The sequence below is a fragment of the Planctomycetota bacterium genome, from assembly GCA_035384565.1.
Lineage (GTDB): Bacteria > Planctomycetota > PUPC01 > DSUN01 > DSUN01 > DAOOIT01.
Genome location: DAOOIT010000015.1, coordinates 85008 through 111705, shown reverse-complemented (window position 1 = coordinate 111705; position 26698 = coordinate 85008). Strand labels below are relative to the sequence as shown.

Here is a 26698-nt window from a genome sequence, read left to right as displayed (position 1 = left end):
GAGCCCTTCAGGCTCCAGAGACAATCACCCTGCCTACAATTCCGGCCCACACCCTGCTTGGCCGGCTCCCTGGTGCCTGAGATGACGGCCTGTTCGGCCTCATCCTCGGTGCAGCCGCGCTCGATGCACTGCTCCCTTGCGTGGTGCGTCGGGCGTATTCTCTCCATGGCTCAGATCCAGAACAGCGAATTCCCGACCTTGCCGGTGAAGTAGTCAATGACGATCCAGACTCCGCTGACGGCGTACTGGCCGAGGATGAGGCCGAGGAAGAACAGGCGGGTGCGCTTGTAGAGGTCGGCGCCGCCATAGCGCAGCACAAGGGCCTTCGCGGCCCAGGCGATGAAGATGCTGAACCACAGTTCCTCGGTGAGCCACAGGCTGGCAATGGGGAAGCCCAGGGGGTGCAGCGGCCACGAGACGAAGCGGTGGTTGAGGATCATCAGGACGGCCATGGCGGCCGCGCCGATGCCGCCGAAGAGCGCGCCGTTGACGCTCGGCCCCTCGGGGGTCCTGATCAGCCGCGTGACGTAGTCGAACGGCAGCGTGGGGCCGGCGCGCCAGAGCCAGTCGTTCGCGTTCGCGCCGCCGTGCTGGAAGGCGACGAGCATGGTGGACCACACGCTGGCGGCGATGGTGACGAGGATGGCGATGATCATGGCCCAGAAGATCGGGCGCTTGCGGCCCTTCACGTCGCTCACCATCTTCAGGCCGTTGGCGGCGGAGGCCATGATGAAGGTGCGGATGTCGCCCATCCAGATGTAGGTCATGCCGAAGGGCACGAGGTTCGACGGCCCCAGGCGCTCGGAGCCGAAGGCCGAGATAAGCACGGTGGAGGCGGTCATGGGCGAGCGGGTCTCGGCCACGCCGCCGGCGGCGACGATGCGCGTGACGCCCAGGAACGTGGCCATCGAGACCAGCACGAGCGCGACGGCGACCCAGAGGCTCATGCCGCTGCGGTGGAGCCAGAAGGCCATGTAGGCCATCCCGGCCATCAGGCCCCAGAAGGCCTGCCTGTAGGAGAGGATCTCCTCCGAGTCATCCACGTCCTTCGCCCGGCCGATGGCCTTGAGGAACACGGCCTTGAGGTGGCGCCTTGCCATCCACAGGCCGTAGAGCACGAGCACGAAGAGCGCGGCCTGCGACTGGTGGGTCAGCAGCGGCCCGCCGCCGCTCTGGCTGTAGGGGTCGAGCTGCTCGACCCCCTCGTAGCCCACGAGGCGCAGCGCGGCGCGCTCGAAGATCGTCACGAGGCCGAAGAACCACAGGCTCAGGGCCAGGCTGGTGCTCAGCAGGTACGAGAAGCCGATCATCGGGAAGCTCAGCCGCAGCTTGAGCACGGTGGTCTTGCGGAAGAGGTCGAGCTTCGTCACCATCTCGATGGCCGGGAAGCTCGGGTCGTAGTGGGTGAGCGCGATGTAGCAGCCGAGCAGGAACGGGATGATGAGGCCCGCCCACATCCACGGGTTGCGGATGAAGGGGTTGGAGAAGCCGGGCCGCGGCTCGGCCCGCACCATCTCCATCGGTAGCTGCGTGATGGGGTAGAGCAGGCGTTCGTGCTCCACCCACTGCTTGCGCAGGATCACCATGGCGCAGATCATCACCCCGTAGAGCACGAGCAGGAAGACGAGCCACTGGCCGAGCGGCAGCAGCCAGGCGCCCCACGGGAGCGCCTCGCCGCGCGGCAGGCCCTCGTAGAGCCAGCGGATCGCCATCGGGTCGTCGGGGTAGAGCCACTTGGGGATGTGGGGCAGGATGATCTCGGCCCACTGGTTCTCCGGCGCCGCGTAGTAGAAGGGTGCGGCGATGGTCGAGAGCCAGTAGGCCGTGAGGCCCATCGTGGGGATCACCGTGCCGATCATCATCATCACGTAGACGACGACCAGCTCGCCCGCGGTGAGCGCGAGCCGCGCCGAGATGGCCCGCAGCGCGCCGTTCACGAAGAAAATGAGCACGAAGAACAGGAAGATGGCGGCGGGCGTGCTGAAATCCAGGTCCATGTAGCTCGCGTGCATCACGTTCGTGGCGTAGGGCGTGCTGACGCCGATGACGGCGCACAGCAGCGCGCCCACCGCGATGGCCCGCACGGTGGCGCCCTGCGCCATGCCGGCCGCGATGCTCGCAAGGCCCTTGCTCTTCTCGCCTTCCGGCGCCATGGCGATCTCCGCGTTGGCCGCAGGATGATAGCAGCCTCGCACGGGATGAGTCAACCTGCGGACCGGGGCGCCCCTCATTTCGTCACGACGAAGGCCAGCTCGGCGGGGAACGGCAGGCGCTGCGCCCGCCAGGGCCGGCCGCGGAGCATCTGGCGGAAGCCCGTCTCGTAGTTCTCCCGCATGCCTTTGGCGCGCCCGCCGAGGCTGGCCACGGGGAACGACACGACCGTGTGCCGCGCGCGCAAGGCGTCGAGAACACGGAGCGCCCCGCCCCGCTCCTGGCGTTCGAGGCTGGCCGCCGCCTTGAGCAGGAAGGCCACGTCGGCCTCCTCGGCCGGGGGCGAACACAGGATATCCGCGTGAAACGCCTCGAAGCCCCGCCCGAGGAGCGGCCCGCAGCGGTTCAGGAAGCCGACGGCGCGGCCATCGAGGTCGCAGGCCCGATACGACGCCTCCGGCGGCAGGCCCATCCAGGGAATGGCCAGCGGGTGCAGGCCGCAGGCCAGGTCGAGCACGCGCGAGGGCACGCCCGTGAGGGCGAAGACCTCGGCGTAGAAGCGGCCGAGAATCGGCAGGCGCTCGCTGGTCGAGGCGTGGCAGTTCAGGGCCGCGCGGCAGGCCGCGCGGAATGCCTCGGCCTCGCCGCTGGCGCGGGCCGCCGCGAGCTCGCCGAAGAGGCGCTCGTAGTCGGGCGCGCGCTCGAAGGCGCCGAACACCTGGTGGAGGCGCGCTTTCGTCGCCTTCAGCGCGGCCTTCGGGCCCGAGCGCTTCGCCAGCTCGGCCGCGCCCAGTCGCCGCACGGTGTCGGGGCACACGGCCCGGTACTTCGGCGTCGCGAGCACGGCGGCCACGAGGTCGTCGAGAGCAGACATGGGTCAGCCACAGAGACACAGAGGGCACAGAGAAGACAGAGCGGCCGTCCACAGATTACACCGGCTTCCGTAGAGAAAGACAAGCTCAGAAGCTGGGGTTGCCGCCGCAGGGCGAATGGCGTAGCATACTGGGCAGCCGCCACGAGGGGAACGAAGGCGAGGCAGAAGGGGGACGCGATGAGGCTTATCTTCCGCGGTGGCGCCCTGGATGGCTACGCCATCGCTCTGCACTGGGACCCGCGCATCCTGCGACTCGGCAGTCTGCGGCTGCGAATGACGCTGTGGCTGGGGGGCGGTTCGCTGGCCGAGGCGAAGCCCAAGGGGCTCTCGGTTTCCGGGCCGTTCGCGTCGTCCAAGGAGCGCATCGTCATCCCCACAACGACCGGCGCCCGCACGCTCCATCTGCCGCGCGACACGCGGCTCGTCGGCCTGGCCGCCGACGGCAGAGGGTGGACGCCGGTCGGCACCGTGGGCCAGCACCCCGCGGCGCTCGTGCGCCGGGGCGAAGTGGTGTTCGCCTTCGACCCCACCGACCTCATCGGCCGCTACTTGAACATGATGGACACGGGCGTGACGGCCGACGTGCTGGACTGGATGGTGCGTTGCGTGCTCGTCGCCGCGGGCCAGAGGCCGGCCAGGCCGCCCGCGAACTGGCGCGACTACCACGCCCTCGGCATCGCCGCCTGGATGGTCTATCGGTTGGCCACCGAACTGCACGTGGACCATCGCCTCGGCCCCGTGAGCCGTCTTGCGGTGCAGGCATTGCGGCGAGGGGGCGACCTGGCGCCCGCCTTCGCCGCGCTGGCCAAGGCCCGCAAGCAGGTGCTCGACCTGCCCATCTACTTCGTGGACATTCTGCACGGCGGCATCCTGATCGGCCGCGAGGGTTTCGCCGAGTACGACTGGCCTCAGGCCGCCGCCGACTTGCTCGACTTCTACGAGGGCTGGAGCCGCGACCTCGGCTACCGCTACTCGCACGACGTGGCCGCGGGCACGCTGGCCAACCTGGCCCCGATGTTCCCCGAAACCATCGCTCGCCTCCGCACCGCGTGGGATGAGGGGCGCACGGAGTTCGCCAACGGCACCTGGTCGCAGCCCTACCTCCACCTTTGGAGCCGCGAGGAGTGCCGCCAGCAGTTCGTCCACGGCCTCGCCGCGTTTACGGAACTCTTCGGCCGCCGCCCCACGACCTATGCCGCTCAGGAGTTCGCCCTCCACCCCGCCCTGCCCGACATGCTCCGCGAGTTCGGCTACACCCACGCCATCCACCGCGTGCAGAATATGGGCACCGCGCCCGACGACAACCGGGCGCTGATTGACTGGGAGGGCATCGGCGGCGCCGTCATTCCCACGCTCCCCTCGCACTCGCCGAAATCCGAGAAGTTCGGCAGCGGCATTTACGCCCAGTGGCCGCGCCTGGTGGCCGAAACGCACCGCCGCGGCCTGCCCTTCGTGGCGCTCGTGAACCTGATTGACCAGACCTTCATCGGCGCCTACAAGGAGGAATTCGTCCGCGCCTGCCGCTACAGCGACGCCCTCGGTCGGTTCACCACCTGTTCTGACTTCTTCGCGGCGACTGCCGACGTGCCGTGGGCCCGCCACCGCTACGCCTGGGACGACTACGTGTTCGACCTCGAGATGCCCACGAACAACTACCACCGCTATGAGTCGGGCAGCTTCTCCTCCACCATCGAATACTGGCGGGGCGTCGTGGCCGACATGGCCGGCCGCGAGCCCACGGCCGACGAGTGGCGCCGCATCCTCGACGGCGAGGCCCACGACACCTACGTGCTGCCCCACTTCAAGACCGGCGCCTTCCTCGACCTCTATCTCACCGACTACCCCGGCCCGCGCTACCGCGTGACGGTGGACGAGCGGCGCGGCGTGACCCGCTTCATCCGCGACGCCGTGGGCTTCCCCCGCGAGTTCCACGCCACGCCCCCCGTGCCGGGCGAGGGCGATGCCCCCGTCGAGGTGGACCCGGCGACCGGCGGCGTGTGGCTCGAGGGCCGGCTCTTCGGCGTCCTCGCCTCCACGCGCGGCGCGAGCCGCGTAGCGAGCATCGAGCCGGGCGTCGCCACCCGCGTCGTGGTGGCCATCGAGGCCGTCGGCGAGTTCACCCTGCGCCTGTGGTCGCGCGACGGTGCGGCCTACGGCCTCGTCGAGCGGCCCGCCGAGATCCCCTGGTTCCGCCACGACCTTCCCTACTGGCAGGATTGCGTGTACCTTCGCCACGCCCCAGCGGAGGGCGACGCGCCGGTCGTCCGTTACTACTGGGGCATCGGCGAGGCGACCCGCCACGCGGAGTTCTATTCGCGCGACCGCGTGACGATCGGGCGCGTCGAGCTGCTCCACGGCGGCAACGGCTTCTACCGCGTCGCGGGCGGCGAGCTTCACAATCGCCTCTGGTCGCACAACGAAACGGTCCGTTCCTTCTGGTGGGGCGCGCGGGTTGACGCCAGGCCGCGGCTCCCGTAGAATGCAGACGGTCCGCTCCATGCAGCGGCACCCGTGTGCACAGGTCGGGAGTGGATGAATGGATGGGTGGATGGGTGTCAGGCAGCCATCCATTCATCCTACCCTCCAAACACCCTCTTTGCTGCCGCACTAGCTGTGTCTAGGCAGGAGGCCCCAATGCCGAAGAAGGCCCTTGACGTGACCCAGCCCCCGAAGGCCGCGCACGTGCGCGCCGCGTACAAGCTGGCCCGCGAGCGCTTCGCCGCGCTCGGCGTGGACGCCGATCAGGCGATGCGCGCCGCCCTGGCCATCCCCATCTCGGTCCAGTGCTGGCAAGCCGACGACGTGCGCGGACTCGAGGTTCACGAGGGCGCGGTAGATTCCGGCGGCCTCCAGGCCACGGGCAACTACCCCGGTGCGGCCCGCAACGGCGACGAGATCCGCGCCGACTTCGATGCCGCGGCCGCTCTCATCCCCGGCAAGCTCCGCTTCAACATCCACGCCATGTACGCCGAAACCGGCGGCCGGCGCGTGGACCGCGACGAGCTGGAGCCCAAGCACTTCGCCCGCTGGATTGACTGGTCGAAGGCCCGCCGCCGCGGCCTCGACTTCAATCCCACCCTCTTCGCGCACCCGATGGTGAAGGACGGCCTCACGCTGTCGAGCTCCGACGACGCGGCCCGCGCCTTCTGGATTCGCCACTGCCTCGCCACCCGCCGCATCGCCAATGCCATCGGCAAGGCCCTCGGCTCGCCCTGCATCAACAATATCTGGATCCCCGACGGCCGCAAGGACTCTGCCGTAGACCGCATGGGCCCGCGCCACCGCCTGCTCCACGCCCTCGACGAAGTCCTCGACCGCAAGCTCCCGCACGTGGTAGACGCCGTCGAGAGCAAGCTCTTCGGCATCGGGTGCGAGGACTACACGGTCGGCTCGCACGAGTTCTACCTCGCCTACGCGGCCACGCGCGGCGTCGCCCTGTGCTACGACCTCGGGCACTTCCACCCCACCGAGAGCGTGGCAGACAAGCTCTCCGCCACGCTGCTGTTCGTGGACAAACTGCTCATCCACGCCAGCCGCGGCATCCGGTGGGACAGCGACCACGTGGTCCGCTTCACCGACGAGTTGCGCGCCGTTTGCGACGAAGCGGTCCGCAGCGGCGCCCTGGGCGACATCCTGTGGGCGCTCGACTACTTCGACGCCAGCATCAACCGCGTGGCCGCGTGGGTGATCGGCGCGCGGGCGTTGCGCAAGGCGCTCCTCTACGCCCTGATCGAGCCCTTCGAGGCCATCGCCGGGCGCGAAGAGGCCGGCAACGGCGCGGCCAAGCTCGCCCTCGTCGAGCACCGCGCCGAGCTCCCCTTCGCCGCCGTGTGGGACTATGCGTGCCTGTGGGCCGACGTGCCCGTCGGCGCCGCCTGGCTCCGCGACGTCGCCGCCTATGAAATCCACGCCCGTGGCGAGCGAGGGTGATCCCGACCTCTGGGTAAGCGGCCTTCCGCAGATGACTTGACTTCGCCGGGAGCTGGGAGTACGATGTGCTTGGGATTGGTGCTAGGTGCCTTTCTCGGAGGCCGGAAGCCCCTTGGACAGCGAATCCTTCCTGAAGGCGCTCCAAACGCGCGTGGCCACGTTTACCAGGGCCGTCGCCACGGACCGGGGCGATTGGATCATCAAGGGCTTCATAGACATCGCGAGGAACATCTACTCCCTGTCCGTGGACACGAAGGTCATCTCCAAAGTGATGGAGCTGCTGCTCTTTCCGGAGCTGGCGCGCTTTGCCGAGGCGCATCGCCTCAAGATGGTGTTGGCGGAGCACCAGAACTTCTACCCCGACATCAGCTTTGTTGACGCCCAGGGACATCGGTTCGCCCTCGACCTCAAGAGCACGTACCGCGTGAATGCCAACCAAGTGAACGGCATGACGCTTGGCGCCTTCACCGGCTACTTCCGAGATAGGCAGAGCAAGAAGAACATCACCTTTCCGTATGCATCCTACCAGGGGCACTTCGTCCTGGGGATCATCTACTCCCAAGCGCCACGCCGACCGGACGAGCGCCGGAGGTATACCCTCGACGAACTCGAGAGCATTTCGTCCGCCATCTCGGACTTCGCCTTTTTCGTTCAGGAGAAGTACAGGATCTCCTCCGACCGGCCCGGCAGCGGCAACACCAAGAACATCGGCTCCGTCACCGCTATCTCGGAGTTGGTCGCGGGGGCCGGGCCGTTCTCGGACCTCGGCCGGGAGACGTTCGACGACTACTGGATGTTCTATCTCACGGCAGATATGGCCCGGGCAGCGGAACTGCCCAAGAGACCCTACACGAACCTCAAGAGCTACTTGAAGCACAAGGGACTGCCTACGTGACCGTTCAGCCGTTGCCCAGAGCTATCCGCAGGGTTCTCGTGCCGCCGATCAAGTGCCAGGGCATAAAGACAAAGCTTGTGCCCTTCATCCTGCGGAACATCCGGTGGGACGGGCAGGGGGCTTGGGTAGAGCCTTTCCTCGGCTCTGGCGTGGTGCTGTTCAATGTGTTGCCGCAACGCGCTCTGGCCTGCGACAGCAATCCGCACCTCATCCGTTTCTACCAAGCGACCATCGAGGGACGGCTGACGCCGAGGTCCGTGGGGGAACACCTCACTCGAGAAGGGGAGCGTTTGGCTGCCCTGGGTGAGAGGCACTACTATGCGGTACGGGACCGTTTCAACGAGGCAGGAGACCCGCTGGACTTTCTTCTTCTGAACCGCGCTTGTTTCAACGGGGTCATGCGCTTCAACCGAAGAGGGGGGTTCAATGTCCCTTTCTGTCGGAAGACCGAGCGGTTCCAACAAGCCTATGTGACCAAGATCGTCAACCAGGTCGCCGCGCTCCAAGACATGATGCGGGGCAGGCAGTGGGAGTTCCGGTGCGTGGGCTGGCGAGAGGCCCTGAGCGGACTCTCAGCCGAGGACTTCGCCTACCTCGACCCGCCCTACGTTGGGCGCCACACGGACTACTTCAGCCAATGGTCTGAGAAGGATGCCGCAGCGCTGGCGGGGGTCGCCCGGGAGTTGCCTTGCGGATTCGCGCTCTCCATGTGGAAGGAGAACAGGTACCGGTCCAACGACTATATCCGGCGACACTGGGCATTCGCCGTTGAGAGAACCGCCACCCATTTCTACCACGTGGGCCCAACGGAGAGCCTGCGCAACGCGATGGTTGAGGCCCTCCTGGTCAAGCCGGGCTACGAAGCGCCTCTGTCAGAGTTCCCGAGGCCCCGGACGGCGGAACAGATGAGCTTGGCCTTTGCGCACTGAGGTCCCAGGCAGCCGCCCCGGTGAAGACCATGCCCTCAATCCGCACCCCTCACGGCGATGTGGCGTTGCCGGCGTTTTTCCCCGATGCTACGCGGGCCGTGGTGCGCTCGCTCGATGCCGCCGACCTGGAGGCATGCGGGGTCCCAGGGCTGGTTGTGTGCGCGTTCCATCTGGCGCGCCGGCCAGGCTCGAAGGCCGTCGCGGCGATGGGTGGCGTCCACCGCCTGATGGGCTGGCAACGCCCCGTCATCACCGATTCGGGTGGGTTCCAGGTCTTCTCGCTCATCCGCCAGAACCCGAAGCTGGGCACGCTGACGAGGCGAGAGGCGATCTTCCGCCTCGCTGAGGGGGGGAAGGCGGGACGCCTCAGCCCCGAGAAGTCCATCCAAGTCCAACTGCGGTTGGGGGCCGACATCCTGGTGTGTCTCGACGACTGCACGCACCCCACGGCGCCGCGCGACGAGCAGGCGGCCTCGGTCGCCCGCACCATCGCCTGGGCCGAGCGGTGCAAGGCCGAGTTCGAGCGGGGGGTGAGCAGGCGGTCTTCTCCCGAAGCCGTTCGCCCGTTATTGTTCGCCGTCATTCAGGGCGGGGCCGACGCCGAGCTGCGCCGGCTGTGCGCAAGGGAACTGGTGGCCATGGGCTTCGACGGCTACGGCTTCGGCGGCTGGCCGTTCGACGCCCACGGGCGCCTGCTCGACGATATCCTCGCCCTCACGGCCGACCTGATGCCGTGCGACCGGCCGCGCTATGCGCTCGGCCTCGGCAGCCCCGGCGCGCTCGTCGCCTGCGCGCGGATGGGCTACACCCTGTTCGACTGCGCGCTGCCCACCCGCGACGCCCGCCGCGGCCGCCTCTACGTCTTCGGCACGCAGGGCGACTTGTCCTACGACCGCCTCTACCTCCGCGACGCCGCGCACCGCCGCGACCGCGGCCCGGTCTCGGACGCCTGCGACTGCCTGTGCTGTCGGGCCTACTCGCGGGCATACCTCCACCACCTCTTCGCCATCGGCGATTCCCTCGCCTGGCGCCTCGCCACCGTCCACAACCTGCGCTTCTACGCGATGCTCATGGGGCGGCTCAGAAACAGCGAGCGGCCTCAGCAGTTTGGGAGGTAAGCGCCGAGCTTCTTGAGGCGGGCCTGAAGCTCGGAGACGGGCACGCCGCGGGTGTCGGTGCCCTTCTCGACGGCGAGGGCCGCGGCCACGCCCGCCGCCTGGCCGGTGATGAAGCACCCAGGCATCACGCGAATCGAGCCCTGGATGTAGCGGTCGGAGCTGACGCAGCGGCCGGCGACCAGGACGTTCGAGAGCTTCCGGGGCACGAGGACTCGGTAGGGGATGCCGTAGCTCTCGCCCTTGCCGTACCGCAGGGTCTTGAACTCCTCGGCGAACTGCTTGTAGTTGGCCTCGTCGGGTTTCGAGGCGTGAATGTCCACGGGGTACGAGTAGCGGCCGATCTCGTCGGGGAAGACGGCCCGCTTCTTGAAGTCGTCGAGGCAGAGCACGTAGTCGCCCAGGATGCGGCGGCTCTCGCGGATGCCGAGGAGCGAGCCGGTGGCGACGAGGGTCATCTTCTCGAAGCCCTTGAGGTACTGCTTGTAGTAGCGCTCGTATTCGAGGAGCGACTGGCGGCCCCACAGGAGGGCCTTCGTGACCGAGCGCTCGTCCGTGCTGTCCACCCCGAAGGTGTGGCCGATGTTGCCGCCGCCGATGTCGTCGCCCACCTGCCACATGCCGGGCAGGTGGCGGTCTTCGATGGTGAACACCTTGTCCCTGAAGGCCGCCTCGAGGCGGCTCTCGCCGGCGCCCAGGCCGCTCTTGCGGACGGTCTCCCAGTCTATGTTCGCCCACAGCGAACAGAGGGTGCCGGGCATCAGGCCGCCGTCTTTGTCGCCCTTCTCGAAGGGCGCGCCCGCCCAGGCCGCCAGGTCGCCGTCGCCCGTCGCGTCCACGAAGACCTTCGCCTTGACGGCGAAGAGGCCGCTCTTGGCGGCCAGGACGGCGTGGCCGACGCGGTCGGGTGCGTCCTTTTCGGCCCCGATGAGCAGCGTCTCGAAGGTGAAGTCCACCCCTGCCTCGGCGAGGAGCGCGTCGTAGAGGCGCTTGAGCACCTCGGCCTTGATGGGCAGGCCGTCGCGGAGCGGGAAGCCGCTGGCCCTCGCCAGCTTGTCGGCCACCTCGCGGCCGATGCCGCCGGCCAGGAAGTTCACGCCGTCGGTGAACTGCATGAACACGGGCACCATGCCCGCCGTGCCCATGCCGCCCAGGCACGTGTGGCGTTCGGCGAGGAACACCTTGCGTCCCTGCCGCGCCGCGGCCACGGCGGCGGCCAGGCCCGCCGGCCCGCCTCCGGCCACAAACACATCCACCTCGTGGCGCACGGGGATACGGCGCGTGAAATCAATCATGGCTTCTCCTTTGGGATTCTCGGCGGCATCCGACGGCACGGCGAGGCCGACACCCAGCCCGGCCGCGGCCACGGATGCCTTGAGGAACGTTCGGCGATCGCAGGACATGGAGCGGACTCCTTCCGTTCTGTGCCTGGCATTCTAAGTGAGGGGGCCGCCGGGCGCAAGAGGCGCAGGATCGTCCTCCCCGGCGCTTGACGCCACCCATCGCTCCTGCTATCGTAATACCAAGAGGCTATCGTTGGAGGAACAGCCATGGCCGCGGTCACGGTGTCGCCCAAGTACCAGATCGTGATCCCCAAGGAGATTCGCGAGCCGATGGGCATTCGCCCTGGGCAGAAGATCCAGATGATGAGGCTCAGGGGACACGTCGTGCTCGTCCCCGTCCGGGACATTGGGGAGATGCGTGGTTTCCTCAAGGGGATGAACACGGATTTCGAGCGGGAAGAAGAGGACCGGCTGTGAACGTCGTGGACTCCTCTGGATGGGTCGAGTACTTCGGAGGGGGGCCGAACGCTGGGATCTTTGCCCCCCCGATACAGGACGTGGGCAACGCCATTGTGCCCAGCATCTGCATCTTCGAGGTGTTCCGCTGGGTTGTGAGGAACCAGAGCGAAGAGGAGGCCGTCGAGGCCGCGGCGCTCATGCGCCAAGGGCTGGTCGTGCCGCTCGACGACGAACTCGCTATCGAGGCCGCCGCCTTCAGCATTGATTCAGAGCTGCCGATGGCCGACAGCATCATCCTGGCCACGGCGCGGGCCTACGGCGCTACGCTGTGGACGCAGGATGCGCACTTCAGGGACGTCGAGGGCGTGAAGTACGTCGTGAAACGCAGGAAGATGGGCTAACGTCAGCGCCTCTCGGGCGGCGCCGCGGTTCGCGGAATCTCGCCCCGCAGCAGGCGCGCCGCCTGGCCCACCAGCCACAGGTAGTGGTCCGATGGCAGGCCCTCGTAGGTGAGGAACTTCGACTCGCCCACGGGCGGGTCGTTGGTGCACTTGAAGATCGCCGTCCCCTCGTCCATCTCGTCGAACATCGCCTGGTAGACCATCGTGGCGCCCGCCCGGACGGCCTCCGCGTATTGCGTCCAGAGGAAGCGGCCCTGGAGCCGCGGGATGTCGCCCAGGGGCGACGCGGGGCGCAGGTTGTGCCAACTGAAGCCCGGGAAGACCACGGGCAGGTAGTCCTTGCCGTGCTCGCGGCACCAGGCGAGATCGGGCGCCCACGTCTCGCGGGCGAACTGCGGCACCTGCTCGGGCGACCGCACGCGGCCGACGGCCCAGGGGCTCACGATGTCGGCCTGGCGCACCAGGTCGTGCACCCGCGGGTCCGCCACGCAATCGCGCCGCAGCGTGCGCCACCAGGTGGGCAGGCCGAGCATCACCGTGTTGCCGCCGTACTTCGGGTCGCTCTTGAGGAACCGGATGAGCCGTTCGCACTCGTCGAGCGTGTACCGCCGCCCGTCGCTGAAGCCGATGCCCCAGAGGGCCACGACCGGCTTGCCCCGGTGGCGCAAGTACGCAGCGTCCCTGGGGTCGCGCGCGATGTGCATGCGGTCCACGAGCAGCTTCCAGTCGTCCGCCACGAGCCGCGTCTCGCCGGCGCCGAGGCCCGAGAGGTCGTACATCACGGCGTAGGCGCGGCCGGTGCGGTTGGCGCCCTCGCGGCAATGGCCGAGCACCACGGTGGCGTGGTTCAGGCCCTTGGGGTGGCGAAGCTCGCCCCCGAAGCGCTGGGCGAAGACCCCGTCGAGGCCGTACTGCCTCATCCACTCGAAGTGGCGGAGCACGGTCTTGCGCTGGAGCGAGCTGAAGACGTGCGCCACGCGGCCGTCGGCGTGGCGGAAGGGCGTCGGGAACTTCTCGTCGGCGTCCAGCTCGCTCACGTCGGGCCACAGGTCAATCGAGCAACTGCCCGGGCGGAAGCCGTCCCGCCCGCCGTAATGGAACCAGCCGCGGCCCGAGCCGTCGCCCTCCGCCGCGAACCAGCCCTGATAGCCGCACATCACCTTGCGGTCGAGCGTCGAGGCGTCCACGCCCTTCACGCTCGGGCCGTCGTAGGGCCGCATCGTGGCCGCGATCACCTGCTCGCGGGTCGCCTGGTCGGTCATGGCGAGCGGCCCTTCGGCCCGGGCGGCCGCGCAGAGCCCGAACAGCGCGCCGCAGGCGAGCCGAGAGATCTGGTACGGCCTGTTCACATCACCTCCGCACCGAAGGCGGCTGCGCCACACGGGTTGCCCCAGCATTGTAGGCGCCGCGCCGACGGCACGCAAGTGCATCCCCCGCCTGCACTTGGGCAGAAGCCAGGAGTTGCCGCCCATGTCGTGATCCCGCCAGCACTTAGAGACTGTTTCAGAACCCACGTGGGTTCTGAGATAGCTTCTTACGCCTGCTCGGCCCCGGATCGCCGATCCTCGCCATTCCACCCATACTTGCTCATCCGCCGGACCGGTTCAGAATGCGTAGACCAGCGAGAATCGCCGATTCGCCCCATTCTGCTCATACTTGCTCACTTCCTCCCCTCAGGGTTGAGCAAGTATGGAGGGCGGGCTGGGCCGAGGCGGTTGCGATGTGGACTTTGGCCTTCGCCAGGGGCGCAGGCTGCGCCTGCAACCGATCCGCGAGCCCCCCTCCCGAACGTTCCATTCCATGCGTTCGGGAGGGTGAGGCCCCCGCGGCGGCCTCCCTCGTCCCTACGCTCTCCTCCCTATTCCTCGGCGCTACGCTCCGCTCCTTATCTCTCGTCCCTACGCTCTGCGTGGGGACGGGCTTCCTGGCCGCTCCGCGGCCTCTTCTCTTCCGCGCGCGCCGGAGCGGGAACCTCCCGCGGGTTGGGGTACATGTCTAGCGTGCGTGGCCATGGTTTCTGTCAGGAGAAAGTGCTAGAGCACGTGGGCCGGGGCCCGGCTTACTATGAGGGGAGGATGAACAACGGCAGGACCCGCAATGGACGATGCCTTGGGAGTAGCCCGCGAACGCGGGCGACCGGGCCGTAGCCCAGGGCGACCGAAGGGAGCCCTGGGACCGGGCGTCCCTGCCCGTCCAAGCCGCCGAAGGGGGCGTTTCACGCCCTGAATCGCCCCCCTTCGGGGGCTCCCCTGTGGGGCCGCCTCTCCCCAGGGCTCCCTTCGGTCGCCCTGGGCTACGGCTCAAACGCCCCCCTTCGGGGGCTAAGCCCCAGCCCCCGGAAAACGTGGGCAAAGATGGGGGTGTTGCCCTGGGCTATCCCAATTCGCTCCTTCGGAGCTCCCGCAGCCACCGACAATTCCGGCCCGCACCCGGTTCGCCCTGCACCGCTGCACCGCCAGGCGATTTGCGCTATAATGTGGTCTTCCGTCCGCCGCCAGGCGGCGCGACGCCATTCGAGGAGACCTGGCCATGGCCATCAAGTTCCAGTGCGAGTGTGGCAAGCACTTGTCGGCGAAGGACGGCTCGGAGGGCAAGCGGGCGAAGTGCCCCGCGTGCGGGCGGCTGGTGACCGTGCCGTCGTCGGGGTTCCGCCTCGAGGGCGGCGAGGCGGCGCCGGCCGCCGGCGCGGCGCGCAACGCCTGCCCCGGGTGCCACCAGGAGCTGGCCGAGGGGGCCGTGATCTGCGTGCAGTGCGGCTTCGACCTGCGCACGGGCGCCAAGGCGGGCGGCGCGTCGGTGCTGCGGGGGGAGAAGGCGCAGACGACCTACACGATCCCGGTCGGCAAGCTGCTCCTGGGCGCCGGCGTCGCGGCCGCGCTGGTGGCCGGCTGGTTCCTCGCGGGCGCGCCGCTGCTCAGCCAGGCGCGCATGTACTGGGCCGTGGGCTACGTGACCAACGGCGACCTGAAGCAGGCGCTGAGCTACTTCGAGGCCCACCGCGACGGGCTCAGCCCGGCCAACCAGGAGCGGGCCGACCTGTGGATCCGCCAGCTCCGCCTCGAGCTGGAGAAGAACTCGGGCAAGACGCTCGACCTGGGCATCGAGGTGAAGCCGGACGATGTGACGATGGAGGTGGCCAAGCAGGGCTTCGCCGGCGGCGCCTTTCTGGCCAAGCTGAAGATCACGAATCACACGAAGGAGCCGCTCACGCTGCGCAACGACCACTTCTACGTGCGCGGCCTCAGCGACATCGTGCTCGCGGCCGTCCACAGCGACAACTCGCTCGACGGCGTGGTGGTGAAGCCGGGCGAGACGAAGGAGGGGGCGGTGGCCTTCCGCAAGGTGCCCGAGCACGGCGTCATCCGCGGCCGGCTCGAGGGCCAGGCGGCCAGCGCGGCCAACACCTACTACTACCTGTCGTTCAACGACGGCACGCACTACGTCAAGCGCACGCTGCCGTTCTGAGCCGCCGGAGAACTCCGGGAGAGGGTCCGGGGGAACCGTTCTGCAAGAAGAAGGTCCCCCCGCGTCCTCACTCCAGCCCCATCGCCTTCAGATTGCGCAGCGAGATGGCCAGGCTCTCGAAGGGGTCGCGCTGGCAGGTGTCCTGCTCGACAATGTACCATTCGGTGCCCGCCTCGCGCGCGGCGGCCAGGATGTCGGGCCAGTCCAGGTTGCCCTCGCCCACCTCGGCCATGAGCTGCTGGCCGCCCCGGTTCGTCATGTCCTTCAGGTGCAGGCAGGGCGCGCGGCCCTTGAGCCGGCGTATCCACGCGGCCGGCGACCCGCCGCCGTGCTGCACCCAGTAGGTGTCCAGCTCCGACAGGAAGACGCGCGGGTCGCTGTCCTCGTAGAGGATCTGGAGTCCCGTGCGGCTGCCGAACTTCTCCAGCTCGAAGCTGTGGTTGTGGTAGACGAACTTCAGGCCGCCCTGGGCGAGGCGGCGGGCGACCTCGGAGGCCTCGCGGGCGAACCGCGGGAAGCCCTCGGCGTTGCGGTAGCTGGCCGGGAGGCCGCCGATGCCGGCGTAGGGGCAGCCGTAGGTCTGGTGCAGCTCGATGACCGCCTGCGGGTCGTCGCGCATCTGCTCGAAGCCGATGTGGGTCGCGCAGATCTTCAGCCCCTCGCCGTCGCACACCCGGCGCAGCTCCTTGGGGTCCATGGGCCCGAGGGCCGAGAGCTGCACGGCCTGGTAGCCGATGGCGGCCACCTTCTTCATCGTCGCCGCGATGTCGGACGGCGTCTTCGTGAAGTCCCGAACCGTGTAGAGCTGTGCCGCGATTGCCGACTTGGCCATGTCATCCTCCTTTCAGATCCGCGCGCCCCGCCCCCCAGGGGATGCAGTGCCAGGCGAAGCGCTTGAGGGCGTTGCTCTTGACGACGATGGCCTCGGGCCGCAGCGTGACGGCGTAGGCCATGAGCAGCGCGATGGCGTCGAGCAGGGAGTGGTAGCCCGAGAGGCCCGACATGTCGAGGTAGACCTTGGTGAAGGGCCGCCCGAGGTCGAGCACGGCGCGCAGGTCGAAGCCGTCGAGCACCTCGAAGCGAATGCCGGGGTGTTCGCGCCGCGCGCGCTCGATGCACTCGGCGCTGATGTCGGTGGCGACCAGCTCGCGGCACTGCGCGGCCAGCAGCGTGCTGGTGGTGCCCCACTCGCAGCCGACCTCGAGCACCACGTCGCCGGGCGCGACCACGTGGGGGATGGTGTCGCGGTACTCGCCCACGTTGGCCGTGGCGAGGAAGCGGGTCTTCAGCTTGAACTCGCCCTTGGACACGTTGCCGCCTTCTGCGGCCGAACCAGCCGCTTCCGGTGCCTCAGGAGCCAGGTGTAGAGGTCGGGGTTCGCGTACGTGGCGGTCCACGCGTCGTGGCCCGCGTGGGGGTAGACGGTGAGCTTCGCCTTGCCGCCGGCGGCCTGCACGGCCTTCACCATCTTCTCGGACTCGGCGAGCGGCACCACGTCGTCGTGTGCGCCGTGGAAGGCCCAGACCGGCACGTCCTTGAGCTTGTGCGCGAGCAGGCGGTTGCCGCCGCCGCAGACCGGCGCGATGGCGGCGAAGCGCTCGGGGTGCTCGCAGGCCAGGCTCCAGGCGCCGTAGCCGCCCATGCTCAGGCCGGTCAGGTACACCCGCCGCTCGTCCACGCGGTGGTGCGCGATCACGTCGTCGAGCAGCGCGGCCAGCACGTCGTCGGACCACCAGCGCCCGCCCGGGCACTGGGGCGACACCACGATGAACGGCAGGTCGTGACCTTCGGCGAGCCGGCGGGGCGGGCCGTGCTTCTTCACCAGTTCGAGATCGCGCCCGCGCTCGCCCGCGCCGTGGAGGAACAGGAGCAGCGGCCAGCGCCGGCGGCCCCGCTCGTAGCCCTTCGGCAGGTAGAGCAGGTAGCGGCAGGCGACGCGCTTGGTGACGGCTGCGGCGAAGGCCTTGGCTTCCAGGGCGGTGGTCATCAGACGCTGCTCCCATGACTCATGGGCGTCGGCACTCGAAGGCGCCGCCGAATCATACCGGGGGCCGCTCCCGGGTTCAAGCGCCTGTCGCGTTGGGCGCTACTTCACCGCCGCCTCGTAGCGCTTGGCAACGCCAGGCCAGTCAATAATCTTCATGAAGGCGTCCACGTAAGCGCCGCGGTCGTTGGCGTACTGGAGGTAGTAGGCGTGCTCCCAGACGTCGCAGATCATCAGCGGCGCGGCGCCCCAGATGGTGAGGTTCTGGTGGTTGAGCACCTGGAGGATCATGAGGCGCTTGCCGAGGGGCTCGTAGACGAGGATGGCCCAGCCGCTGCCTTCCACGGCCTTGGCCGCGGCGGCGAAGTGGGCGGCGAACTTCTCGACCGAGCCGAAGTCGCGCTCGAGGGCCGCCCGGAGCGCGCCCTCGGGCTGCGTGGCGGCGCCCGGCCGCATCGAGTGCCAGTAGAGGTCGTGCAGCACGTGGCCCGAGCCGTGGAAGGCCAGCGCGCGCGACAGGCCGCTGAGGCTCGACAGGTCGCCCGCCTCCCGGGCCTTGGCCAGCGCGGCCAGAGTGGTGTTCAGGCCCTTCACATAGGCCGCGTGGTGCTTGGTGTGGTGGAGCCGCAGGATCTTCTCCTCGATGGCCGGCGCCAGCGCGTCGTAGCCATAGGGCAGCTTCGAGAGCTCGTAGTCGCCCGAGGCCGCGGGCGCCTCGGCCGCCCCGGCCCCCACGCCGCCCAGCGCCGCCGCCAGCGCTCCCGCGCCCGCCGCGGCCAACACGTCCCGACGTCTCGGTTTCGGCATACTCGTCTCCTCCTACTGAGTTCCGGTGGGCGGCCAGAGCAGCCTGCGAACCTGAATGTGCGAGCCGGCCCAGGCCGTCTCGGGCCGGCCGAATTCCCGCACGATGGGCATCTTCGCCAGGCCGGCCGCGTCGCCGAGAAACAGGCCGAAATGGGCCAGCGTCATCGGCTCGAAGTCGAGGTAGTGGCTCACATTCGCCTCTCGCATCAGGCCGGCCAGGTCTTTCCGCCGGATCGCCTCGTAGGCCGCGTTGTTGATCGCCCCGTCGAGGTTCACCACGCGGCGGCCCGAATAGTAGCCGATGATCCCCGCGTTGAACGACGCCGCCACCTCATCCTCCCTGGTATTCTCGCGCAACCAGCGCGCGGAGTCCAGCATTTCCGCCGCCCAGGGCCACTCGCCGCGGGCCAGGGCGTCCACGCTCAGGGCCGTTTGCGCCGAGGCCAGGCCGATGAGGAGGGCGGCCAGAAAACCGTCGGGTGCGTGACGCGTGATGCGTGATGCGTGAGAGGAGGCAGAAAGCAGCAGGCTCAGTGCGAGGGCAAACATGGCGGGCAGAAGGACGAGCAACTGATCGAAGTACCAGGGCCGCGGGTACCAACGAATGGCTGAATGAACGAACAGGTGCGCGAGGCCCGCCAGCCCCAGGCCGAGGAGCACGAGGATCGCGCGCCGAGCGGCCGGTTCCCTCCGCCAGCGCACGACGAAGACGAGCAACGACAGCGCGATGGCCGGGAACGAGATGAGCCGCGAGTAGCCGATTTCGCCCCGCAGCCCCTCGTAGAGCATGACCGCGAAACGCTTGAGGCCGTGAGCGAGCGCCTCGCCGCCCGAATGGCCCTGGAGCCGGTACAGCTCGTGGTGCACGTAGGGCACCGACAGCCCGCTCACCTGGATGGGCGAGCCGAACGCGAGCCAGTTGTATGCCACCCACGGCACGGCCAGCGCCGCGGCCGCACCCGCCATCGCCAGCGCCCGCCGCAGCCGCTGGCCCTGCTCCGCCGTCGCCACCGCCGCGAGCCACAACACGGCCACGAAGAACACATTGTCCGTCCGCGCCAGGAAAAGCAGTCCCATCGACAGGCCAAGTGTCACAGCTCGGAGCGTCGCGTGCCGCGTGCCGCGTGCCGCGTGCCCAGTCTCCGAACCCCCAGCACCGAACACCGAACACCGAACACCGTCTTCCCGGATCGTGAGCCAGAGCAGCAGCGTGAAGAGGAACGTGCTCAGGCTCGTCTCGAGTCCGTTGAGGCTGGAGAGGACGGCCCGCGGGTTCAGCCAGTAGAGAATGAGCGCCAGCAGCGGAACCCACCAGACATCCGTCATCCGCCGCACGAGGCGATGGAGGAGAATCGCCGTGGCGAAGCCGAGCACCACGCCCAGCCCCAGCGCCACGCGCACGAAAAGCGCCGGGTCGCGCACCACGCCCGCCACGGGCAGCAGCGCGCCCATCCAGAGCGGGTGATAGCCGTTGGTGGGGTGAATGCCGTCGAACGTCGCGCCCTGCCCTGACACGACGTTGCGGGCGACCTGGAAGTAGTAGTAGGCGTCGTCGGGCACCACGCGCACGAGCGCGGGCTCGCTGGCCACGGCCAGGAACAGCACGCGCACAAGCAAGCCGACGCCGAGGATGAGGAGGATCACGACTCTGCTGGTCCGGTCAAGTGTCATGCAATCGCCTCGGACCCGGCAACTTGTCTCGACTGAGGCGTCCGCCTTGAAATGCCGCCGCGGCGCATTCTACAATGCTGCCGGGGCCAGATCAAGCTTGTCGGACCTGCCCTGTCAGGAGGAAGCTGCCGTGGCCGCGAACGCGTTGCGAGTCGTCTCGATGCTGCTCCTCGCCCCCGCCTGCGTGGCGGCCCGCGCGCGGGGGGCCGACGAACCGATTCAGGTGGGCATCTTCCACCCTCTCGCGTGCCTGCCCTCTGCAGAACTGAAGGCCGACGTCTACATCTACAACCGCTCCAAGACCCCCCAGCGCTACACGGGCGAAGTGGCGGACGACAAGGGGAACCTGGCCCTCACGGGCGATTGGGACCTGGTGCTGGAAGAGGTCAAGGACGGCAAAGTCGTCTCGACGAAGTCCCTGCGCCCGGCCGAGCGCGGCAAGGGCGAGAGTCACGAGCTGAAGGCGAACGGCGATGAGCGCTGGAGCCTCACGCTGTCCGTCGCGAAGCTCACGAACCACACGGGCAACTTCCGCTTCCGCGTGAGCAATGGGCAGTACACCCAGACGGGGCGCCTGCTCCGCGTCGCCCAGGACCTCGACGCCCCCAAGTGGATCGCGCTCAGCTACGTGCCCGACAAGGCCCGCGGCTTCATGGGCGAGGCGATCACGGTTCACTTCGCGCTCAGGAACAACGGTACCGACGAGTTCCACTTCGAGGAGGGGGGCGACTATCGCGGCGCTTCGCGGCACCTGCGCTTTGCTTTCGCCGCCGAGAGCGAAAGGGGCGACAAGGCGGTGGACCCCCTGCCGAACCAGCCTTGCTTCGGCGGCCTGGGCATGTCAGACCCCCACGTGAAGCCAGGGGGAGTCTACGAGAAGAAGCTGCCCCTGCTTGCGTACCTCAAGTTCCCCGCGCCCGGCACGTACCGCGTGCGGTGCTACCAGGCCATGGGCTTCGGCACGCCCGTCGAGGGCATCGCCGCCACGGACGACTCCGGCGGCTGGGGCGGGTACGCGGCCGGCGGCAGCTTCGACCTCGAGCTGCGCCTCCCGACGGAGCAGGAGGCGACGGCCGTGCTCCGCTCGCTCCTCGACGGAACCGACCCCGACGAGCGGTGGCGCGCCTTCCATTTCCTCTACCACCCCTGCTATCTCGCGCCCATCGAGGCGCTGCTGAAGAACGAAACCAACCAGGAGAAGACCGATGCGCTGATCGAGGGCATCGGCTCGATCATGACGGTCGAGGCGACCCGTCGCCTCCTCGCGCTCGCCGAGGACCCGCGGGTGGCCGTTCGCCTGGGCGCGCTCCGCCGCCTCTCGTGGCGCCTGCCCGATCCCAGGGACACGGGGAAGGCACAGCCCGACGGCCCCTTCGTGCTCTATCCCCGCGACGCCCGCCGCCGCGATGTGGCTGCCTGCTGGGACGAGGCGCTCCGGCCCGCGCTGCGCACGGTGCTGACAAAGGGACTGGAATCGCCCGAGGTCGAGGAGGTCTCAGCCTGCGCCTACTGCCTCGGCGCGCTCGGCGAGACAGATACGGTGGACCTGCTCGCCGCCGCGGCCGACCGAGTCGCCCCCGGCCTCGCGCTCCCCAAGCCCAACGAGGCGTGCGCGAACGAGATTGCGAGCGCCGCGTGCGTTCTCGCCCAGCTCGGGGCCAAGCCCTGCAAGGCCGACAAGGCCTCCTCCCCCGGACGCCTCGCGGTCTGGGCCAACATGGTCCGCACCAGGAAGGAGTACCGCACGGGCGACTGGCAGGGCCTGATCCTGCACATGCTGGCGCTCGAGTGCCCCGTCACCCGCATGGCAGCCATCCGCTGGCTGCCCGAGGACTTCGCCCCGCGCGGCCAGATCCCGTGGAGGAAGCTCTTCCTGGAGAAGGACGACCAGATCTGGTGGCACGCCATCCAGATCGCGCGGCAGACCTTCCCGCCCGAACTCAAGGCCGTCGCAGAGGAGTGCCTGAGGGATAACGCCGACGAGCGCAAGCGCCGCGACCTCGAGGAACTGCTCAAGGAGATCGCGGCGCGCGCCGTCAAGAAGGCACCATAGAAGGGGTGCGAACCGGGAAAGTAGGTGATCTCCCGCCCGCCCCCTACTGGGTGCCACCCTCAACGGCTTCCGTTGAGGGTGCGGCAGATGGCAACCCGTGAAGGCACCCTCAAGCGGGGACGCTTGAGGGTGGCACCCAATGAAGCTGTCCGCCGCCACGCGAGCCTCGAGTCGGCGCGGGCGTCACCTACTTTCCTGGGTCGCACCCCCATAGAAGGGCAAGGGCGGTTCAGGCGAAGGCCTTGAACTGGCTCTTCGAGGCGGCGCACGTGGGGCACTTGGCCGGCGCCTCGCCCTCCAGCGTGTGGCCGCATACCTCGCAGATCTGCACCGTGCCGAGCGCAAGGTCACGTCCCGCGTCCACGGCCTTCTTCGCCGCAGCGTAGAGGGCCGCGTGGAACTTCTCGGCCGAGACCGCGTAGTGGATGCTCTGGATCGCCTCTTTCTCGCCCTGCGCGCGGGCCACGGCCAGGTAGGCGGGGTACATCTCCTCGACCTCGAACGTCTCGCCCTCGATGGCGCCGGCGAGGTTGGCCGAGGTCGTGCCGAGCCCGAAGCCGCCGCCCGCGGCCACCAGATGCGCGCCCGCCTCGGCCGCCATCGCCCGGAAGTGATTCGTCGCGTGCACCTGCTCGGCGTACGAGATCGCCGTGAACAGGCGGGCCACGTTCGGGAAGCCGTCGGCCGCCGCCTTCGCGCCCCAGGCCTTGTAGCGCATGTGCGCCATGCTCTCGCCCCCGAACGCGCTCCGCAAGTTCGCCGCTGTCATCGCGTGCATGCCATCTCCTTTCCCGAAAACACTACCCTCATTCTACGCGAACCGCGCTTGGGGTCAAGCCGAGAGGCACGCTTGAAAACCACGGGTCAGCGTCGTATCTTCAGAGCCGGCTTTTTCAGGAGTGCTCGCATGAAGCTCGCTCTCGTGCTGCTGTGTCTCTGGCTCGTGGGTGCGGCGGTGTTCTCAGCGGCCAACGCGCCGTGGAAAGCCTTCGACGACGGCGCCTTCGCCTGGAAGGCCACGGGGCCCCTCGTTGGGCCGGACTCCGAAAACCCCAACCCCCAGGTCTCCATCAAGGACCCCACCATCGTCCGCTTCGAGGGCCGCTGGCACCTCTTCGCCACGGTCCGCTGGAAGCCGAACAGGCCCGTGGGAACCGAATACCTCAGCTTCGCGGACTGGCCCGACGCGGCCAAGGCGCCCAAGCACCTCCTCGCCCTCGACAGCCCTTACGCCTGTGCGCCCCAGGTCTTCTTCTTCGCCCCCCATAAGAAATGGTATCTCATCTACCAGCACGCCGACCAGGCCCGCAAGCCCCCCTTCCAGCCCTGCTTCTCCACGACTGAGACCCTCGGCGACCCGAAGTCGTGGACCAAGCCCCAGCCCCTCCTCGACAACGTGCCCGAGAAGCCCAAGTGGCTCGACTTCTGGGTCATCTGCGACGACGCCAAGGCCCACCTCTTCTACACCTCGCTCGACGGCCACATGTGGCGCTGCGAGACGAAGAAGAGCGACTTCCCCAACAAGGGCTGGTCGAAGGCCGTCCTCGCCCTTCAAGGCGACATCTTCGAGGCATCGCACACCTACAAGCTCAAGGGCATGGACAAGTACCTCACCCTCATCGAGGCCCAAGGCGACCGGCGCCGCTACTACAAAGCCTACCTCGCCGACAAGCTCGAAGGCCCCTGGAAGCCCCTCGCCGACACCATCCAGAAGCCATTCGCAGGCATGACCAACGTCAAGCAGGACACCGACTGGACCGCCAACATCAGCCACGGCGAACTCCTCCGCTGCGGCTACGATGAGAACCTGGAGGTGGACCCCTCCGACATTCGCTTCCTCTTCCAGGGCGCCAGCGACCCCGAGTATCGCGGCAACCCCTACGGCCTCATCCCCTGGCGCCTCGGCATCCTCGAAATGGCGAAGTAGGGATCTGCCTCGACTCGCCATTTGGCGATTCTAGGGCATCCGGCTCAGAGTCGCACGGGGTTCTTCATCTCCGGAGCACCCGTTTGGCGGTTCTAGGCCTTCCGGCTCGGTCTACCCCAGACTCGCCGGCTCCCCGACTCGCGGATCGCCGATTCTCCCCATTCCGGCTCAGTCTCGCCCAGACTCCCCAGAGTCGCCCACCTCTCCGCGCGGCGGTGCCAAGCCACGCTCTGCGCCCCCCGCCTGAAGGCCGAACGGCAAGCCAGGCGGCGAGCTGTTCGTAGTGCGGGCTTCAGCCCGTATCGGCACGGCCTCAAGGCCGCACGATGAACCCCACCGCAACCTGTTGGCAGTTCGGCCTTCAGGCGGCCTTCTTCTTCGGTGACGCGGCGGCCCTGCCTGGTATCATCGCAGGCGGCTCTGGGACACTCGGAGCAACGAGCCTATGGAGAGAAGAAAGACAACCGGTGACCACGACGAGTTGCGGCCGGAGTACGATCTCCGCGAGCCGCTCCGCCACGCCGTCCGGGGCGAGTAGGCCGAGCGGGATCGGCAGGGGACCAATCTCGTCCTCCTCGACCCCGCCATCGCGCGGGCATTCCCTATCGACGCCGCCGTCAACGAAGCGCCTCGCCTCGTCTTGCGCCTGACAGAAATCCCAGAGGCGCTGCGCGCAGACGCAACCAAGCGGTGAGTCTGTGGGCCGCTCCAGGAAGTCCACTCTTGCAGTTGACAGATAGGTATGGCCGGGGTAGACTAAACCGGGTTGTGCGTGCCGCGGTCGAGAGATGAGATGAGACCGCCAGGAGAATGGTTTGGCGGCGACGGACAAGGCTATCGTGTTGGCCCCACCGGCCACGCAATTGACGCTGTGGACCGACCACCCGGTGGGCGAGGATACCCAGTTCCTTTCGAGGCAGCTGATCACCTGCATAGGCAACAAACGCTCCTTGCTCGGTCCCATCAACGATGCAGTTGCGGTCGTGAAGCGGCGACTCGGGAAGAATCGGCTTCGGGTTCTAGACGCATTCTCCGGCTCAGGCGTGGTCTCGCGGTACCTCAAGGCGCATGCAACCTATCTGGCAAGCAATGACATCGAGGACTTCGCAACGGTGGCAGCGCGGTGCTACCTGCGCAACCGAAGCGAAGTCACCATGGAAACGCTCCACGAGGCGGTAGACTGCCTGAACCGGCGCGTTGATGACACTGGGTTCTCTCCGGGTTTCATAGAAGAGCTATACGCCCCCCGCGACGAGCATCACATGACTAGGGACGACCGCGCGTTCTATACCCGCCTGAACGCCAAGCGGCTAGACAATTACCGCAGACTCCTAGATTCCGTAGACGCGGAGTTGCGAGACATGCTGCTAGGTCCACTGCTCAGCGAGGCGTCGGTCCACGCGAACACCGCAGGTGTATTCAAGGGCTTCTACAAGGACCGCCACACCAAGATCGGTCGGTTCGGGGGCAGTAACTCAGATGCGCTGACCCGCATAAAGGGCGAGATCCGTTTGGAAGTGCCGGTCCTCAGCCGCTTCGAGTGTGATGTACAGGTGTTCCAGCAGGATGCCAATGCCGTGGTTCGGCACATTCGCGATCTCGACCTTGCCTACTTCGATCCCCCGTACAACCAGCATCCCTACGGGTCCAACTACTTCATGCTGAACCTGCTGGTTCACTACAAGAGGCCCGAGCGCATCAGCCGTGTTTCCGGCATCCCGGTGGACTGGCGAAGGTCGGACTACAACATCCGTTCCCGGTGCCTGCCGGCCCTCAGAGCCCTGCTCCAGGCCGTTGACGCCAAGTTCATCCTGCTTTCCTTCAATGACGAGGGTTTCATCTGCCCCGATGCAATGCGGCAACTACTGGCTGAGGTCGGGTCCGTCCAGGTTATTGAGACCCGCTACAACACGTTCCGGGGAAGCAGAAACCTTCGGAACCGCAGCATCCACGTCACCGAGCAGCTCTTCCTTGTCGAGCGCCGGTAGGCGCCTGGCACACTGGGCATAGGAGGGTGGCCGTGGCACGCAAACACCAGTTGAGGAAGCAAAGGGCTGGCACGGTCATTAACCTCACATCCAAGAAGCAGGAGGGCCGCTTGGGCAAGGCGTTGGCCGTGGTGGCAGAGCTCCTTCGCGCCGAGTTTGGCGTGGAACTCCAGCACGAGCGCCACTGGAAGCTCGCCGATGTGGTCAGCAAACTCCGCCGCCTCTTCCCAGACGTCGAGTTCTTCTACTACTTCGACACGTCCGCAATGCGCCCCGACGGTGGAATCCTGTCCATCAAGGACCGGGATGGTGCGCTCTATCCCGTGCTGATCGTCGAGGTGAAGAATCAGGGCACCAACGATCTCCGCGAGGCAGAAGGAAAGGCACCGCAGGCACGGGGGAACGCGATCGAGAGGCTGGGCAAGAACGTTATTGGCTTTCGGGCAGCGATGCTCAACGAGGGCATCGTACCATTCGTCTGCTTCGGGGACGGTTGCGACTTCGCCGAGTCCAGCAGCATCCTGGACAGGGTCGTCACGATAGCCATGTTTGGCCCCCTCAACGAGATTCAGGTTGTGAACCAGGGTGAGCGCGGGCAGTTCAACCGGGGCAGTTTCTTCTTCAGAGTGGAAGCATGGACCCCCGAGGAGATGGCGAACATCATGCACGAGATCGCCCGCCGAAGCGTTCACTACTACTACGCGAAGTACGGCAAAGAGCGGTTCCGTATCACAACCGCCACGTAGGCGGGATGGCCGGACCGCAT

At 67.9% G+C, this 26698-nt stretch carries 22 protein-coding genes and 1 pseudogene; 13 read left to right on the top strand and 10 right to left on the bottom strand.

From position 1 onward, the window contains the following. Positions 1-170: 170 nt before the first annotated feature. A complete protein-coding gene (locus PLE19_07940) occupies positions 171-2153 on the bottom strand; it encodes a hypothetical protein (GenBank protein HPD14864.1) in 1983 nt (660 codons plus the stop codon). A gap of 74 nt (positions 2154-2227) precedes the next feature. Next, positions 2228-3025, bottom strand: coding sequence for a 16S rRNA methyltransferase (locus PLE19_07935; GenBank protein HPD14863.1), 798 nt, complete (start codon positions 3023-3025; stop codon positions 2228-2230). A 177-nt stretch (positions 3026-3202) separates the two neighbouring features. On the opposite strand from PLE19_07935, the gene PLE19_07930 reads away from it, so the two are divergent. The 5 genes from PLE19_07930 (at position 3203) to tgt (ending at position 9897) form a co-directional block, all read left to right on the top strand. Next, positions 3203-5503 (top strand): hypothetical protein, encoded by a 2301-nt coding sequence (locus tag PLE19_07930; GenBank protein ID HPD14862.1) that lies wholly within the window; start codon positions 3203-3205, stop codon positions 5501-5503. Positions 5504-5659: 156 nt separating this feature from the next. After that, complete coding sequence (locus tag PLE19_07925) at positions 5660-6955, top strand: L-rhamnose isomerase (GenBank protein ID HPD14861.1); 1296 nt, start codon at positions 5660-5662, stop codon at positions 6953-6955. Between the two features lie 112 nt (positions 6956-7067). Beyond that, entirely contained in the window at positions 7068-7850 is a 783-nt protein-coding gene (locus PLE19_07920) for a type II restriction endonuclease (protein HPD14860.1), read from the top strand. Continuing rightward, a complete protein-coding gene (locus tag PLE19_07915; GenBank protein HPD14859.1) occupies positions 7847-8779 on the top strand; it encodes a Dam family site-specific DNA-(adenine-N6)-methyltransferase in 933 nt (310 codons plus the stop codon). The genes PLE19_07920 and PLE19_07915 overlap by 4 nt, the downstream gene beginning before the upstream one ends. A gap of 29 nt (positions 8780-8808) precedes the next feature. Continuing rightward, a complete protein-coding gene (tgt, locus tag PLE19_07910; protein ID HPD14858.1) occupies positions 8809-9897 on the top strand; it encodes a tRNA guanosine(34) transglycosylase Tgt in 1089 nt (362 codons plus the stop codon). Here tgt and PLE19_07905 read toward each other — a convergent pair. Further along, positions 9879-11297: an FAD-dependent oxidoreductase gene (locus PLE19_07905; protein ID HPD14857.1), complete on the bottom strand. Its 1419-nt coding sequence runs from the start codon at positions 11295-11297 to the stop codon at positions 9879-9881. The two genes, tgt and PLE19_07905, sit on opposite strands and share 19 nt — an antisense overlap. A 147-nt stretch (positions 11298-11444) precedes the next feature. Between PLE19_07905 and PLE19_07900 the strand changes: the two genes are divergently transcribed. Both PLE19_07900 and PLE19_07895 read left to right on the top strand, forming a co-directional pair. Beyond that, complete coding sequence (locus PLE19_07900; GenBank protein HPD14856.1) at positions 11445-11654, top strand: AbrB/MazE/SpoVT family DNA-binding domain-containing protein; 210 nt, start codon at positions 11445-11447, stop codon at positions 11652-11654. Next, positions 11651-12037 (top strand): type II toxin-antitoxin system VapC family toxin, encoded by a 387-nt coding sequence (locus PLE19_07895; GenBank protein HPD14855.1) that lies wholly within the window; start codon positions 11651-11653, stop codon positions 12035-12037. Before PLE19_07900 ends, PLE19_07895 begins: the two co-directional genes overlap by 4 nt. A 2-nt stretch (positions 12038-12039) precedes the next feature. On the opposite strand, the gene PLE19_07890 is transcribed toward PLE19_07895, so the two are convergent. Beyond that, the gene (locus tag PLE19_07890) at positions 12040-13386 is read right to left on the bottom strand and encodes a glycoside hydrolase family 71/99-like protein (GenBank protein HPD14854.1); all 1347 of its coding nucleotides are present in this window, start codon (positions 13384-13386) and stop codon (positions 12040-12042) included. A gap of 1180 nt (positions 13387-14566) precedes the next feature. Here PLE19_07890 and PLE19_07885 point away from each other — a divergent pair. Continuing rightward, complete coding sequence (locus PLE19_07885) at positions 14567-15502, top strand: hypothetical protein (GenBank protein ID HPD14853.1); 936 nt, start codon at positions 14567-14569, stop codon at positions 15500-15502. A 67-nt stretch (positions 15503-15569) separates the two neighbouring features. On the opposite strand, the gene PLE19_07880 is transcribed toward PLE19_07885, so the two are convergent. The 5 genes from PLE19_07880 to PLE19_07860 form a co-directional block, all read right to left on the bottom strand. Beyond that, the gene (locus PLE19_07880; protein HPD14852.1) at positions 15570-16334 is read right to left on the bottom strand and encodes a sugar phosphate isomerase/epimerase; all 765 of its coding nucleotides are present in this window, start codon (positions 16332-16334) and stop codon (positions 15570-15572) included. A gap of 1 nt (position 16335) precedes the next feature. Next, on the bottom strand, positions 16336-16812 hold the full coding sequence (locus tag PLE19_07875) for a class I SAM-dependent methyltransferase (protein HPD14851.1): 477 nt from the start codon (positions 16810-16812) through the stop codon (positions 16336-16338). Beyond that, positions 16788-17489, bottom strand: a complete 702-nt coding sequence (locus PLE19_07870) for a prolyl oligopeptidase family serine peptidase (protein ID HPD14850.1) — start codon at positions 17487-17489, stop codon at positions 16788-16790. The genes PLE19_07875 and PLE19_07870 overlap by 25 nt, the downstream gene beginning before the upstream one ends. A gap of 99 nt (positions 17490-17588) precedes the next feature. Further along, a complete protein-coding gene (locus tag PLE19_07865; protein ID HPD14849.1) occupies positions 17589-18293 on the bottom strand; it encodes a superoxide dismutase in 705 nt (234 codons plus the stop codon). A gap of 12 nt (positions 18294-18305) precedes the next feature. Next, positions 18306-19964: a hypothetical protein gene (locus PLE19_07860; GenBank protein ID HPD14848.1), complete on the bottom strand. Its 1659-nt coding sequence runs from the start codon at positions 19962-19964 to the stop codon at positions 18306-18308. A 130-nt stretch (positions 19965-20094) separates the two neighbouring features. Here PLE19_07860 and PLE19_07855 point away from each other — a divergent pair, with 130 nt between their 5' ends. Then, on the top strand, positions 20095-22017 hold the full coding sequence (locus PLE19_07855) for a hypothetical protein (protein HPD14847.1): 1923 nt from the start codon (positions 20095-20097) through the stop codon (positions 22015-22017). A gap of 229 nt (positions 22018-22246) precedes the next feature. On the opposite strand, the gene PLE19_07850 is transcribed toward PLE19_07855, so the two are convergent. After that, entirely contained in the window at positions 22247-22795 is a 549-nt protein-coding gene (locus tag PLE19_07850) for a rubrerythrin family protein (GenBank protein ID HPD14846.1), read from the bottom strand. 129 nt (positions 22796-22924) lie between these two features. On the opposite strand from PLE19_07850, the gene PLE19_07845 reads away from it, so the two are divergent. From PLE19_07845 to PLE19_07830, 4 genes and pseudogenes are all read left to right on the top strand, one after another. Beyond that, entirely contained in the window at positions 22925-23944 is a 1020-nt protein-coding gene (locus tag PLE19_07845) for a non-reducing end alpha-L-arabinofuranosidase family hydrolase (GenBank protein HPD14845.1), read from the top strand. A gap of 445 nt (positions 23945-24389) precedes the next feature. Beyond that, positions 24390-24638 (top strand): annotated as a pseudogene (locus tag PLE19_07840) (hypothetical protein). A gap of 121 nt (positions 24639-24759) precedes the next feature. Then, complete coding sequence (locus PLE19_07835; protein ID HPD14844.1) at positions 24760-25932, top strand: DNA adenine methylase; 1173 nt, start codon at positions 24760-24762, stop codon at positions 25930-25932. A 32-nt stretch (positions 25933-25964) separates the two neighbouring features. Next, positions 25965-26678 carry an EcoRI family type II restriction endonuclease gene (locus PLE19_07830; GenBank protein HPD14843.1) on the top strand — a complete coding sequence of 238 codons (714 nt, stop codon included), beginning with the start codon at positions 25965-25967 and terminating at the stop codon, positions 26676-26678. Positions 26679-26698 lie beyond the last annotated feature (20 nt).

What these genes read in the sequence shown, in the direction of transcription:
- PLE19_07940 (HPD14864.1), bottom strand. Translation starts at nt 2,153, where the DNA reads ATGGCGCCGGAAGGCGAGAAGAGCAAGGGCCTTGCGAGCATCGCGGCC.
- PLE19_07935 (HPD14863.1), bottom strand. Translation starts at nt 3,025, where the DNA reads ATGTCTGCTCTCGACGACCTCGTGGCCGCCGTGCTCGCGACGCCGAAG.
- PLE19_07930 (HPD14862.1), top strand. Translation starts at nt 3,203, where the DNA reads ATGAGGCTTATCTTCCGCGGTGGCGCCCTGGATGGCTACGCCATCGCT.
- PLE19_07925 (HPD14861.1), top strand. Translation starts at nt 5,660, where the DNA reads ATGCCGAAGAAGGCCCTTGACGTGACCCAGCCCCCGAAGGCCGCGCAC.
- tgt (HPD14858.1), top strand. Translation starts at nt 8,809, where the DNA reads ATGCCCTCAATCCGCACCCCTCACGGCGATGTGGCGTTGCCGGCGTTT.
- PLE19_07905 (HPD14857.1), bottom strand. Translation starts at nt 11,297, where the DNA reads ATGTCCTGCGATCGCCGAACGTTCCTCAAGGCATCCGTGGCCGCGGCC.
- PLE19_07900 (HPD14856.1), top strand. Translation starts at nt 11,445, where the DNA reads ATGGCCGCGGTCACGGTGTCGCCCAAGTACCAGATCGTGATCCCCAAG.
- PLE19_07885 (HPD14853.1), top strand. Translation starts at nt 14,567, where the DNA reads ATGGCCATCAAGTTCCAGTGCGAGTGTGGCAAGCACTTGTCGGCGAAG.
- PLE19_07880 (HPD14852.1), bottom strand. Translation starts at nt 16,334, where the DNA reads ATGGCCAAGTCGGCAATCGCGGCACAGCTCTACACGGTTCGGGACTTC.
- PLE19_07870 (HPD14850.1), bottom strand. Translation starts at nt 17,489, where the DNA reads ATGACCACCGCCCTGGAAGCCAAGGCCTTCGCCGCAGCCGTCACCAAG.
- PLE19_07865 (HPD14849.1), bottom strand. Translation starts at nt 18,293, where the DNA reads ATGCCGAAACCGAGACGTCGGGACGTGTTGGCCGCGGCGGGCGCGGGA.
- PLE19_07860 (HPD14848.1), bottom strand. Translation starts at nt 19,964, where the DNA reads ATGACACTTGACCGGACCAGCAGAGTCGTGATCCTCCTCATCCTCGGC.
- PLE19_07850 (HPD14846.1), bottom strand. Translation starts at nt 22,795, where the DNA reads ATGCACGCGATGACAGCGGCGAACTTGCGGAGCGCGTTCGGGGGCGAG.
- PLE19_07845 (HPD14845.1), top strand. Translation starts at nt 22,925, where the DNA reads ATGAAGCTCGCTCTCGTGCTGCTGTGTCTCTGGCTCGTGGGTGCGGCG.